General features: G+C 38.1%; 18 protein-coding genes and 1 pseudogene. 4 read left to right on the top strand and 15 right to left on the bottom strand.

All coding sequences use genetic code 11. From position 1 onward, the window contains the following. The first annotated feature begins 38 nt into the window (after positions 1-38). Positions 39-956 (top strand): aldo/keto reductase, encoded by a 918-nt coding sequence (locus H0185_RS16165; RefSeq protein WP_221874543.1) that lies wholly within the window; start codon positions 39-41, stop codon positions 954-956. An 85-nt stretch (positions 957-1041) separates the two neighbouring features. On the opposite strand, the pseudogene H0185_RS16160 reads toward H0185_RS16165, so the two are convergent. The 12 genes and pseudogenes from H0185_RS16160 to H0185_RS16105 form a co-directional block, all read right to left on the bottom strand. Beyond that, a pseudogene (locus H0185_RS16160) lies at positions 1042-1359 on the bottom strand (peroxiredoxin family protein); the annotation flags it as partial. A gap of 12 nt (positions 1360-1371) precedes the next feature. After that, entirely contained in the window at positions 1372-1503 is a 132-nt protein-coding gene (locus H0185_RS24605; RefSeq protein ID WP_221874541.1) for a thioredoxin domain-containing protein, read from the bottom strand. 68 nt (positions 1504-1571) lie between these two features. Further along, positions 1572-2624 (bottom strand): DUF1835 domain-containing protein, encoded by a 1053-nt coding sequence (locus tag H0185_RS16150; protein ID WP_221874540.1) that lies wholly within the window; start codon positions 2622-2624, stop codon positions 1572-1574. Between the two features lie 57 nt (positions 2625-2681). Then, positions 2682-3146: a DUF2691 family protein gene (locus H0185_RS16145; RefSeq protein ID WP_221874539.1), complete on the bottom strand. Its 465-nt coding sequence runs from the start codon at positions 3144-3146 to the stop codon at positions 2682-2684. Positions 3147-3178: 32 nt separating this feature from the next. Continuing rightward, positions 3179-4027, bottom strand: a complete 849-nt coding sequence (locus H0185_RS16140) for a hypothetical protein (protein WP_343223163.1) — start codon at positions 4025-4027, stop codon at positions 3179-3181. A 2-nt stretch (positions 4028-4029) separates the two neighbouring features. Next, a complete protein-coding gene (locus H0185_RS16135; RefSeq protein ID WP_221874538.1) occupies positions 4030-4467 on the bottom strand; it encodes a DUF4275 family protein in 438 nt (145 codons plus the stop codon). A gap of 98 nt (positions 4468-4565) precedes the next feature. After that, the gene (locus H0185_RS16130) at positions 4566-5174 is read right to left on the bottom strand and encodes a hypothetical protein (protein ID WP_221874537.1); all 609 of its coding nucleotides are present in this window, start codon (positions 5172-5174) and stop codon (positions 4566-4568) included. Positions 5175-5184: 10 nt separating this feature from the next. Then, positions 5185-5430, bottom strand: a complete 246-nt coding sequence (locus tag H0185_RS16125) for a hypothetical protein (protein ID WP_221874536.1) — start codon at positions 5428-5430, stop codon at positions 5185-5187. Between the two features lie 48 nt (positions 5431-5478). After that, the gene (locus H0185_RS16120) at positions 5479-6159 is read right to left on the bottom strand and encodes a DUF3885 domain-containing protein (RefSeq protein WP_221874535.1); all 681 of its coding nucleotides are present in this window, start codon (positions 6157-6159) and stop codon (positions 5479-5481) included. A 43-nt stretch (positions 6160-6202) separates the two neighbouring features. Continuing rightward, positions 6203-6649, bottom strand: coding sequence for a hypothetical protein (locus H0185_RS16115; RefSeq protein WP_221874534.1), 447 nt, complete (start codon positions 6647-6649; stop codon positions 6203-6205). Positions 6650-6654: 5 nt separating this feature from the next. After that, the gene (locus H0185_RS16110; protein WP_221874533.1) at positions 6655-6972 is read right to left on the bottom strand and encodes a hypothetical protein; all 318 of its coding nucleotides are present in this window, start codon (positions 6970-6972) and stop codon (positions 6655-6657) included. Between the two features lie 134 nt (positions 6973-7106). Then, positions 7107-7535: a YhfM domain-containing protein gene (locus H0185_RS16105; protein WP_246629240.1), complete on the bottom strand. Its 429-nt coding sequence runs from the start codon at positions 7533-7535 to the stop codon at positions 7107-7109. 247 nt (positions 7536-7782) lie between these two features. On the opposite strand from H0185_RS16105, the gene H0185_RS16100 reads away from it, so the two are divergent. Genes H0185_RS16100 through H0185_RS16090 form a run of 3 tightly spaced genes read left to right on the top strand, consistent with a single transcriptional unit; the run spans position 7783 to position 9798 of the window. After that, positions 7783-8160 carry a GntR family transcriptional regulator gene (locus tag H0185_RS16100; protein WP_221874532.1) on the top strand — a complete coding sequence of 126 codons (378 nt, stop codon included), beginning with the start codon at positions 7783-7785 and terminating at the stop codon, positions 8158-8160. Further along, positions 8157-9023 carry an ATP-binding cassette domain-containing protein gene (locus H0185_RS16095; protein WP_221874531.1) on the top strand — a complete coding sequence of 289 codons (867 nt, stop codon included), beginning with the start codon at positions 8157-8159 and terminating at the stop codon, positions 9021-9023. The genes H0185_RS16100 and H0185_RS16095 overlap by 4 nt, the downstream gene beginning before the upstream one ends. Before the next feature lies 1 nt (position 9024). After that, positions 9025-9798: a hypothetical protein gene (locus tag H0185_RS16090; protein WP_221874530.1), complete on the top strand. Its 774-nt coding sequence runs from the start codon at positions 9025-9027 to the stop codon at positions 9796-9798. 40 nt (positions 9799-9838) lie between these two features. Here the strand turns inward: H0185_RS16090 and rlmD are convergent, their stop codons facing one another. The 3 genes from rlmD to H0185_RS16075 all read right to left on the bottom strand — a co-directional run. Continuing rightward, on the bottom strand, positions 9839-11197 hold the full coding sequence (gene rlmD / locus H0185_RS16085; protein WP_221874566.1) for a 23S rRNA (uracil(1939)-C(5))-methyltransferase RlmD: 1359 nt from the start codon (positions 11195-11197) through the stop codon (positions 9839-9841). 153 nt (positions 11198-11350) lie between these two features. Beyond that, on the bottom strand, positions 11351-12211 hold the full coding sequence (locus tag H0185_RS16080; RefSeq protein WP_221874529.1) for a DNA-3-methyladenine glycosylase family protein: 861 nt from the start codon (positions 12209-12211) through the stop codon (positions 11351-11353). Between the two features lie 97 nt (positions 12212-12308). Further along, the coding region (locus H0185_RS16075) for a hypothetical protein (protein WP_221874528.1) at positions 12309-12775 on the bottom strand (467 nt) is incomplete at its 5' end.

The following is a 12775-nucleotide window of genomic DNA, read 5'->3' as shown; positions in this document are numbered from 1 at the left end:
TGGTGCCTGTCACCTCAATTTAAGTTGAGGTGATACATATGAAGAAAATGAAATTAGGTAGAAGTAATCTGGAGGTTTCCTCTATTGCGTTAGGCTGTATGGGCATGGGGAAGCTTTCGAAAGAAGCTGCGGCAAATGTGATACATAATGCGCTAGAGCTTGGGGTTGATTTTTTTGATCACGCCGATATATACGGAAAAGGGCAATCTGAAGAAGTATTTGCTGAGGCCATAGACATGAAGCCCTCTGTTCGTGAAAAAATTATCATTCAAACGAAAGCAGGAATCCGAAAAGGCTATTATGATTTTTCGAAGGAGCATCTTTTAGCTTCTGTCGATGGTAGCCTCCAACGGCTAAAAACAGACTATATTGATGTGTTTCTGCTACACCGCCCTGATGCCTTAGTGGATCGTGAAGAAGTGGCCGAGACTTTTACGATCCTGAAGGAAAGTGGAAAGATCCGCCATTTTGGCGTTAGCAACCATAATTCCATGCAAATTGAGCTGTTAAAAAAATATGTGGAACAAGACCTGATTATCAATCAACTACAACTTAGCGTCATGCATACCGGGATGATTGATGCTGGAATCCAAGTAAACAACAAAAACGATCAGGCCATCAACAGAGACGGAAGTATCCTTGATTACAGTCGCTTACATGATATGACGATTCAAGCATGGTCTCCATTTAGATACGGACTCTTTGAAGGACTTTTCATTGATAACGATGACTTCCCTGAGCTTAATGCAAAGCTTCAAGAAGTGGGTGACAAGTACGGGATTAACAAATCAGCTGTTGCGGTTGCTTGGATTTTACGCCACCCTGCTAAAATTCAGACGATTGTTGGTACAATGACTCCAGAACGACTAACCAATATTGCCAAGGCTTCCGATGTTATCCTAACAAGAGAAGAGTGGTATGAAATCTACCGCGCGGCTGGGAATCAATTGCCTTAAAATGTAAATGCAACTAAATACAGTCCTCGAGGTTTGCCTTGCCGGATAAACTCGACAACACCCCGAGGACTGACTGAAAATCATTTTACAGTGTATTGATAAGTTCAAATATCTCAGCATTTTCAGGAATATCTCTCATAGAATGTCCATAATGAACATACCTCAATACTCCCTCTTTATCGACCAACATTTGTGCCGGCATTCTCCCTAGCCTTAATAAATTTACCTTTTGACCATATAGTTTAAGAACTGAGTGTTTTTCGTCGGGAATTCCGTGGAACTTAAGACCATGCACATCCCAGTAGGTTTTAAAGCTATTTGCATTTTCAGGTCCAATTGCGACGATTTCGGTATCTTTTTCTATGAATTTATTATAATCACGATGCAACTGCATCATGTGCCTTCTGCAAAACGGTCAAACAAACCCTCGATTTAGGACAATCAATACATTGCTTTTACCCCTAAAGTCAGAAAGCTTAAATACATTCCCTTTAAAATCATTCAATGCAAAATCCGGCGCTTGTTTGTTAACATCTACACTTGCCATTTTATCTTCTTCCTCTCTTTGCTTTGCATTCACTTATAAAATTAAAAGCTGTTCTATTTAATCATATACTAACGTTTCAATCTCACACTATAAAATCTCATCGCTTTCAGACTACCTTCTACCTCAAATATATCTTTTTCAATCAACTTCCTCAGCCGATATTCTAAGAAGCTATCCCCTACATATTGCTCTAAATAGCCTAAAACCTCGCCAATTATTCTTGCTGATTTCATGAATTCATCAGCTTCTCCTTTATGCTGTCGTTTAATTTGAAGTTCCTTCGCCTTAGTGATGATAAATTGGTCGAAATAATCAACATCCACACACTTGATCCTTCCATCCCGCCAAATACGTAATGTTTTCTTATTTTCAGCAAGACTCAACCATTCCTGTTCGAGATTTTCTCTTTCTTGTTGTGATAACAGAGAGTTTGATTTACTCTGCGCATATATCACTTGGAGTTTCTCTGGTGGGATTTCACCAGTATGTAACACAGTATAAATAATATCTGGCTGATGAAAATGCTCCGCATATAACTCTGTAGTGTTAAGGACTTGGATTTCATTCGGTTTGTTCTTTAGTAAATGTAAGACATACCGAAGCCCTGTTTGTTCATGTGCATTTTCTGCAACCCATAGAATAATAGGTACGTCTTCTGGAATACTCATAATTTGGTGAACAGTATTTTGAAACTGTTGCTTATAGTCTTGAAATTCTTCAAGCTCAGCGTTCATAACCGTCTTTATCCAATCAAACCTGGATTCTTCCCCTGGTGTTTCATGCAACTTCCAGACAGGTCCAATCGAAAACATATCCCAAAATGAGAGAACCTTTTCCTCTTTGGTTCTCATTTTCTTTAACGCTACTTTTAAGGATCCTGCCGGGGATGCACCGAATAGAATATGTACTCTTTTAAAAGATTCCTCTTTTTTCAACTCTGACTTTTTATTTGCAACATGATCAATGGTCTTGTATATGTTCTCCACGTCATGTAAAAATTGTTCGCGTGAATACTCCGTTTCCTTTAAAAGATTCATCCGTAGAAAAATTTGAAATAAGAGTGACTTTGCTTCCCCATCATTCAATTCTTGAATCTTTTTGCGCATTTCCTCTATTTCCATAAACAGTATCCCCTATCCATTTTTATCAACTGATTATTCGAAAAATGTTCCTAAATGTCACCAAGCTATAAGACTCGTTCTAGCATCGTTATCATCGGTAATGTATTCCACATCTTTAAATCCGCACTCTTTTGCATGATGATAGAGCAACTCAATGGACTGCTTATTTTTACAATAGAGAGTGACATAGCTGCAATCTACGATTAATAAGACAAACTCACACTTGCTTCCCATGAATTCTTCATAAGTCTCAACATAAGAGAGTTCTCCGCTCGGATAGGCTTGTAGGTCAGCAAAAATAATATAGGAAGGTTTGTTTTCTAATAAATCTTTTAAATCTTCCCCTTCAATGGAGTCTTTATATCCCAAGAAGAGATTTTCGTCTAAACGACCGTCGACAACTTTATATGCCTCGCCATTTCCAATTCGCCAACTAAAAGTAGAAATGTCAACCGGCTCTAACACTTTTGAAAGCAAAGAACCATATTCGTTTGGAATCTCAAAGCTAACGCCCCTTTTCATCCTCACAACTCCCCAAGCTCAAATAATCATATTTATGCAATACTTCCACCATGCATGGAAAATAAATAGAAATCCTCTTCATCTGTTAACGTCCACCCATCGAAAAAAGAGCTAGCATGAAACACATCTAAAAAGAGATGGTCACATTGGACGATAAGAAGGGGACATTGTTCTAACAACTGAACATCTTCAATGGTTTTCCCTATCAGAAGCTCGCCAACTGCTTTCCACTCCCTTTGGTTCGATTGGATATCTGTTTCTCCTATGACGATTCCACCTGTATCCCGAATTCGCCACGGGCATTCAATTATGATGGATCCTTTTTCCAATTGAATCAGAAAGTGGACCTCGGAATCAATACCAATAATCTTTTGTCCAATAAATTCCTTAAAGTTCATTTGACTTATCTTCGTGTGCCATAACTTACGAGCATGTATAGCAATCATTTCATTAATCTTTTCCAAGGTATAACCGTAAACATTATCTCCGTACTGAAAATCGTCAATAGCATCACTAAGCTCCTGCCAATTCATCTGTTCTTCGAAAAGATTAGCCTTCAGCGTACAATCGTATAGCTCCTTCACGATCAACATAGCATTCTCATTTGGTACCAATAGTTGTGCATGCAGGCGTTTTATATGATGGTCCAAACATTGTTCTTTTGAAGGTGCTTCCCACTGGGTACTTTTCATTGCATCTGCAAACATTTTTTCAATTTCAAAAAAATTTAATGGCTCATCACTCATGTTCATCCCAGCTAATTTCTTGATTTCAGGTGTTCCCATATACAAGCAGTGGATTGCCCACTCTACATAATCTGTTGCCTGCACCCTACCTGTGAATTTTTTATAGTACAATTCTAATAGTTCGATATAAAACACTCCTACTTCCGGCTAAAATACGGCCCCAACCAACCTGTTTCGTGTGTTCGTACATAGGTCCACTTGAACTCCTTATCCACCACGTATACATCCTCTTGCTCTTCAAAGTCCTCAGCTCTGAGTGCCCTCGCATTTTCAAGAATGAGCGCATCATTGGAATGTTGATAAAAAACATAACAGGATTTCTTGTGCTCTCTGTTAAAGGCAGTATCTGCTTGTTCTTCTTGAAGACGCCCCCTTTTTTCATAGCTAAAGACATGCCACAGATACCCACATGCTCCATCTTCATCGTAAAGGTAGATGGCTTTCTTTTCAGCTTCATTCAGATGACTGACAAATTCGTCTTCCCACTTCTTCCTCAGATATTTTCCCCATTTAGGGATTTCAACGACCTTAATTTTCTTCTTTTTGAGCTCTGTCACCAAGTCCGTATATTCCAATTAAAAACACCTACACTTTTCCGTAATCTATCCAACCAACTAAGATTCAGTCCATTCTTTTTAAAATTTCCCCTCTACTTAAATGATTCAGATTACATTTATAAGAAGATTCGGAGATTATTTGATAAAGCTTTCCCTTTTCCATTGAGCTTTAGTTTTGTTTGCAAGTGCAGTGGCAGAATGAGGGTTAAGTTTTCCACGTCATCTATTGAAAGACTTGCTTCATTTGCGTATCCGGATACTTCTTCTCCAATCATCGCTAGATTAAAAGGCGCACGTTGAAAAATAGTCTCAGCCAATTTAGCATACATCTCAATAACCCCACTTAACCAAGGGTTTTCCTCTAGTGTAAGCGGATAGGTATAAGGAAACTTTTCTTCAAGGATACCTTGTGGGATGGATATATCTAACCAATCAGACTCCCCGCGAATCCTGATTACACTAATTTCACAAGGTAACTCATGATCTTTACTTAGGGATAAGGTTCCATAGAATAACTGAACACTCTCCTCTTCAATCGTGATAGGAAGAGGAACACTAGACTTGTCCCTTTTCTCTGCCCACATTCCGTTAAAAAGACCACTCTTGTACAATGCGTCTAAAGCATTATTTACTTTTTGGCTATCCCCAGACGGGTGATATTCGATGGTTAATTCATAATGCCCACCAAGCCATTTTTCAGGATCATTATAGTCTGCATATTTCACACAATCATCCTCACTCGTTACCAACTGGCATGATCGTTAAATTAACTTCATCAGGATTTGTTTCCCTACTAACCATGCCGAATAACTTACAATTTCCACAGTTTGAGCATTCAAATAAATACCTTACTTCTTCTTCAAAAATTAGAGCATTTTCTTGGCTTTCAAATTCAGTTTTGAGAGTTCTCTTGTACCATTTGTCATTTGAACACACATCACAATTTAAATCGTTTCCCCATACCTTTACGTTTACGAGCATATTGGTTCTCTCTTTCTTCGTTAGTTGTTACATCAGGATTTGAATCTTTTAGCCATTAAAAAGTTGATCGATCTCTGCAAGACAATAGTCATCAATCCAGTCACGATATTTTGCATATAAAGGTCGTATCGTTTCAATATCCCTTGCAATGACTTCACAACCCCTATCATCATAAATATAAAAAATAACATCTTTCGTGACATTAATGAAAAAGACATCCGGCTCATATAAACCATATGGATTATGTAATCTAGGCTGCAATGAATGGAAGTCCTGGTTACAAATTGCTTTTAATAAAAAATGATATTTTATATCCTGTTTCTGGCATTCTAACGAAAATTGAGAGGTACATTTCTCCTCAAAATCTTCTTCATCGTCAAACATATAAGAAAGTACTTCTTGTTTTAATTTAAATAGAGTAGCTTTGTTTTTTATATAATGCTGGTAGACCTTCATTTTCTTGCTGCTTCTTCTTACATAATCCTTGTATTGATAGATATTGGTTACGAAAAGAATGGTATCTTCGTCTGAGAATAACTCATGAAAAAGCGTGCTGACTTGCTCATACACTGTATGAAAATAAACAGGATTTAGCTCATCGGTATGTTTTTTCAATTGATAAAGGTCTTTAGCTAAGTCGAAATGAATATGAGTCTTCCATTGATAATAAAGACTTGGTTTCAACACTAACCCAGGAAAAGTTGCGTTTAGATATTCTTTTACTAGCATCTATGGTCTCCAATCTATTGCCAACCTGTTTAGAATATATGCATTAGTCTTCTGGCTTTTCATTTAATACCCAAGGAATTCGTGCTTCAAAGTCTAATTGCAAAACAGGTGTTTTCAATTCATTAGGTGCGAACAACAATTCTTTCTTAAACCCAAACGTGAAATTTTTCATCCTGGCTGTGGTGGTATCATTCCATTCAGAATCTCTACAATACTCACCTTCTACTAATTTACCGACTACATGATAACTTCCAATATATAAGCGTAATCCATCTTCATTTTCACCAAACTCTGATAAATGGCTTGGTTTTGAAGGAGTAATTCCTAACATAGTAAATACCAGCTTGATCGATGAATCCATCTGTCTACAGGCTTCCATGTAATTTTCACAGTATAAACAAGAACACATTTCTAGGTCTTTGAGATAAAATTCCTTCGTCTGTTGTAAATCAACCTCTAACACCCATTTCATGAGATGGATTTTCTTCACTCCGCTCACTCCTTCGAGGTCATATTCCGATATGGAAACAATACTTCATTAACCCATTTTTCGAACATGGAGTACGCCTCATCATCACTTCTCACCGTACCGATATGTCCTCCCATAAACTCTTCACAATAATAACCCTTCCCAACGAACAAATCTTGCATTTCCCTTTCACTGTTAAAATCATTAAAAAACAAATCCATTGAGTCGTCTTGCCTAACCCAAGCTATCCCCTCAATTGTTGGGGTGTGTGCAGCCTTCCAGTTTCCAACATGAAGATGATTTCCTGTATAATTTCCCGCATCAAAATACGTTTGCTTGTTCATTCACAGCACCTCTATTCAGATGTAAAACACGCCAAAAATTTTAAAATGATAAGTCCATATATTTCTTTCAATCTGTGATAGTTATTCACTTGTTCTTCATCTTCACAAACCTAGAACCATATAACTCTAATTTTTTATTCCGAAAGAATTAGTTTCCTTAGTTTACTAGTCATTTTCGACGACGTGACATACGTTTCTCCTTCTCCTACCATATACATAAGGGTGCTCTTTTCGCCTTCCTCGCCCAACCACAAATGAATGGCATGAGTAGGCAATCCTCCTTCATATTCAACCATTACATCATAATCAGGCTTTAGGTTATAAACATCAGATTTCTGTTTTGTTGCCGTTTTTATCGCTTGCTCAAACATTTTAATTGATTTTTTATCCTTAAAAGACAGACTAATATCTAGGTTCATATCCCCCACTCCATTTGACGGTGATACATTTATCTCACTAACCTTTTCATCTAAAAGTACCATTGTATTTTCCGAATTATTCTGACAGCCAACAAAAAACGTTACCCCTAAAAGAAAAAGCAAACAATATAAAGCTTTCATCATTATCCCACCTACTATTTATTCATGACCTATCTTTGACCTACTGTATAGCGGCCACACTTTTTTACCCTAGTACCACCCTATCTACTTTTCACTTACCTTTACATAAAATACCATAGTTCGTCCACATTTTAATATCTAATTCAAATCAAAACAGTATTGACTTTGAACACACCTACACTTATAGTTATATACATAACTATATAACCATCTGTGTTTGCATGATAAATAATGAATAGTAGGCGATAACATGAAAAACTCTTTGGCTCAAGATAAACCAATCTATATGCAAATTCGTGAAAGAATCGAAGACCAAATTCTTAATGATCAACTAAAAGAAGGAGAACAAGCACCTTCAACGAACCAACTGGTTAATTTTTATAAAATCAACCATGTCACTGTATCAAAGGGTGTCAATCAGTTAGTAGACGAAGGAATTCTTTTCAAAAAAAGGGGAATTGGCATGTTTGTAGCCCAGGGTGCGAAAGAGAAACTGATTCAACAACGCAAAAAATCTTTTGTTGAGGATTATGTGGTCAAATTGGTCCAAGAAGCCGACAAGTTAGGGATCACTGAGGATGAAATTTACAGCTTTATTAAAAATGTTAGAGGACGTGAACTAGAATGAATGTAAAAGCAGAAAAGGTTCAATTAAAATATGGGAAGGATTTTGCTCTAAAAGATATTAGTTTTGAGTTAAGTGGTGAAAAGATTTATGGATTATTAGGGAGAAATGGTGCTGGGAAAACGTCCCTTCTTTCCATTCTGGCCTCATTTCGTGAACCTTCCTCAGGCACAATCACCATTAATGGCGAAATACCCTTCGAAAATGCGAAGGTCATGCAACAGGTCGCATTTCTGTATAACAAAGATTATAAAGAGGAATCGGACAATGTAATCGATATGCTTGAAGATATTCAACGATATCGTCCGAACTTTGATAAAAACTATGCTGAATATCTAGTAGATCGTTTTAAACTTGACCGCAAAAAGCCGATTAAGAAGTTTTCCAAAGGGATGCAGTCTTCCTTAAATGTCATCATGGGTCTAGCAAGTAGAGCTCCCGTAACGATATTTGACGAAGTGTATTTAGGTATGGACGCTCCTTCAAGAGATATCTTTTACCGCGAGCTATTAGAGGATCAGGGAAAGCATCCAAGAATCATCATCCTGTCAACGCATCTCGTGTCGGAAATGGATTATTTATTTGATGAAGTGATGATCATAAACCAGGGTACAATTTTACTTCATGAGGAAATCGATACTCTACTAGCAAAAGGGGCCACCATTACTGGGAATGCAGACTTAGTCAATGATTTTACCAGTAATAAAAAACAAATTAACATGCAAGAATTAGGAACGGCAAAATCTGTGACCATTTATGGAGAACTTAGTGATGATGAGAGAGAAGCTGCTTTGGAAAGTGGACTTGATCTCGCCCCTGTCTCCCTTCATGAGTTGTTTATCCATTTAACAGAGGAGGAGAACTAATATGAAACAAACAAGGATTTTCCCTAAAGTTGCATTAGACATGTTTGTTATCCAGTTAGTCTGGACAGGTGGCTTTTTGGGAATTATGTTCCTCATTAACATCGTTAAATTAATCATTGCCGGAGTTCAAGGTAATGAAGTAGAGGGATATTTTAATACGATTTTTATTACAGGTAACATCTATATGCTGATTATCGGCCTACTATCAATTCACTTTCTCTCCCATTATGTAGGAAACGGGGTAACCAGAAAGGATTATTTCATTGGGTCATTTCTAGCATCTATTGGTATTGCAATCATTCTGCCGATCTTCACCATAATCATTTCTAGCTTAGAAAAATTTGTATTAAATCTAGCCAGCATTAGCACCAAAGTACAATCCATTAATGAAGTAGATATTGACGACAATATTATAGGCGACATTGTTCAGTCCATCATTATCTCTCCCTACGTCGATCCTCAGGATAACTGGATAATGGCTATTAGCGTACTTGCCCTAAATCTATATATATATTATTTGATTGGTTGGCTAATCAGTTCTAGTTTCTACCGATTCGATGTTATGGCTGGGATTGGATTTATCTTAATTGCATTAAATTTTAAAATGTTAAAGGATACACTCTTAAGAATTTCTCTCGAATTACCAGTTCCAGGTTGGTTTTCATGGTTAGACTTTTTACCATCAGGGATGGCATTGATTGGAGTATTACTAATCATAGTCGTAACCGTTTGGTTCATCCGACTATTAACCAAGAGAATCGCCATTAAAATGTAGCAAAAAAGCCGATAAACGTTTATCGGCTTTTTTTAATGGATTACGATTTTAAAACCAATTTCGTAACCGCTTCGACATGCGCCGTATGTGGGAACATGTCAACTGGTTGGATATATTCAACTTTATAGAATTTGCTAAGCGTCGCGATATCTTTCGCTAATGTAGAAGGGTTGCAAGAAACATACACAAATGTTTTCGGCTTTACTTTTAAAACTGTGTTGAGAAACTCAGCATCACAGCCTGTTCGAGGTGGGTCGACGACGATGACATCAGGGCGCCAGCCTTCTTTTGCCCATTTAGGCATCCACTGTTCTGCTTTTCCTACCTCATACCTTGCATGCTTAATTCCATGTCGGTCTGCATTTTTTCGAGCATCTTCAATGGATTCAGGGATCACATCCATTCCTCGGATTTCCCCTGCATCTCCAGCAAGCCAGAGCCCAATGGTGCCAACACCACAGTACGCATCGACGACTTTTTCCTTTCCAGTAAGCTTAGCGGCTGCTTTCACCTCATCATAAAGTTTAACCGTCTGTTCAGGATTCAATTGGAAGAAGGTTCTCGCTGATAGTTCAAACTGCAGATCGCCTAACGTTTCCTGGATAAAATCGTTTCCTTCTAATGTCTTTGTCTCGTCGCCAAAGATGAGGGAAGTCTTTTGCCCATTCACATTTTGAACAATCGAAGTCACTTCAGGCAGACGCTTTTTAATTTCTTCAATAACCAATTCCTTCTTAGGCAATTCTTTCTTAGTTGTAATTAAGACGATTTGTAGTTCTCCAGATTGAATGCCTGTACGTGCGACAATCGTCCGCACAAGACCTTTGCCTGTTTTCTCGTTATAAACGGTTATCTTTAAATCTTGAAGGACAGCTTTAACCACTTCCGTAGCCTTGGTTGTTGCAGGATGTTGAACCGCACATTGTTCAATATTGATGATTTTGTGTGAATTCATCCCATATAAACCAGCGAGGATTTTTCCAGCCTTTTCTCCAACCTGAAACTGACTTTTATTTCGATATCCCCATGGATTGTCCATTCCGATAGTATCTTTAATCACAAGGTCGCTAATAGGGAGCTTTGTATGACGCTCAAGTGATTGAATGATAATATCACGTTTCTCCTTCAACTGCTGAGAGTAATGCAAGTGCTGCAATTGACAGCCACCGCATTCCTCGTAGACAGGACAAACAGGTTTCACACGGTGTTCCGAAGGCTTTCTGATTTTCTTAATCCGAGCTTCCGAGAACTTCGGATGGACCTTTGTCACTTCCGCAACGACTTCCTCACCTGGCAATGCCCCTGGAACAAAGACAACTTGCCGTTTAAAATAACCGACCCCTTCCCCATTAATGCCAAGGCGCTTGATGGTTAGTGGGAAAGTTTGTTTAATCTCCATTTGGACAGATGACTGTTCTTGTTTCCGGTTTGACCCTTTAGGCTGTTTAACATTCTGTCTATTATTTTGTTTGTTTTTAGAGAACTGACCACTCTTTTTCCCTGATTTATTTTCAAAGGTTTTTTGTTCATTTTTCAACGTTATTTCACTCCATTATTCAATGCTTCTCCACAAATAAAGCGAAGCATAGCTAAGGTACGGCTCCCATGGCTTTTTAAGCTTTTCCATTTCTTCTGCCGTTGGTTTCTGATCTAGCTGATAATATTTCTTCAAAGCATTTTGCAGCCCAATATCCGCCATTGGGAACAGGTTTTGCCGCCCAAGTCCAAACATTAAAAAGTTTTGCGCGGTCCACGGACCAACTCCTCGAATCTTGGTTAACTCTTTTGCAATTTCTTCATCAGACAGTTGATTCATTTTATGAAAACTGAGCTTCTCAGAAGCTACTAGCTCAGCAATTCCAATCGCATACTCTGCTTTTCGACCACTAAACTGCAGTTCACGTAACTGCTCAACTGTTATACCTGCGACCTTTTCAGGTGTTGGATAAAACCAAACTCCCTCCTGCTCATTTCCAAACGTCTTTACGAACCGTTCTGTTAAGGTATGGGCAAAAGATAAGTTTAACTGTTGATGGATAATGCATTTTAATAAACAAGCAAAGGAGTCAAAGTCAAGCACTAATGGTGTTCCATAATGCTGTTGAAACAAGGATTTTAGCTCCGTTTTCTGAAAATGCTCATGGACCTTTAACAGTTCAACATTCCAACCAAATATTTCAACAAGCCGTTCCACTGCTTGTTCCTTCATATCAGTGCCTTTTAAGATAAACTCAGGTTCTTGAAGGCTCCCCACCCCTACTACTTCTACTACCAGCTGTTTCGAGTTAAGTTGAATGGGCACCTTCACACTTTTATTGTTCACATCCACATGATGTAAGGGATCTAATTTTAACCTATCCAAGGCTAAATCAAAATCATACGGCCCTGTAATCGAAATAGTTTCTTGCCACATATAGAAAAATCCGCCCTTCGGGTAGATGGCGCTAGCTTATGTGTGACTTCTTTAGGAATGTACTGACTTTCTAGGTTCCATCCTTATTTTCCCCGTATTATAGCATGTTTAGGCGAATACTTACTAAAAAATAATCTGAGCAGCAAAATGCGGAAAAGTATGTACGAGAAACCTGCTCAAGGACAAAATCAGGAGAAAACGCGTAAAAATGTTCATAAGATGCCCGCTCAAAGACAAAATCGGGAAAAAACGTGTGAAAATGTCCATGAGATGCCAGCTCAAAGACAAAATCAGGAAAAAACGCGTGAAAATGTCCATGAGATGCCCGCTCAAGGACAAAATCAGGAAAAAACGTGTGAAAATGTCCATGAGATGCCCGCTCAAAGACAAAATCAGGAAAAAACGCGAGAAAATGTCCATGAGATGCCAGCTCAAAGACAAAATCAGAAAATAACGCAAGAAAATGTCCATGAGATGCCAGCTCAAAGACAAAATCAGGAAAAAATGCGAGAAAATGTCCATGAGATGCCCACTCAAAGACAAAATCAGAAAATAACGCAAGAA

Origin of the sequence: Mesobacillus maritimus (assembly GCF_019749255.1) — a bacterium.
GTDB lineage: Bacteria > Bacillota > Bacilli > Bacillales > Cytobacillaceae > Mesobacillus_B > Mesobacillus_B maritimus_A.
The sequence above is the reverse complement of the archived record's forward strand: the minus strand, read 5'-3'. Positions and strand labels throughout refer to the sequence as shown.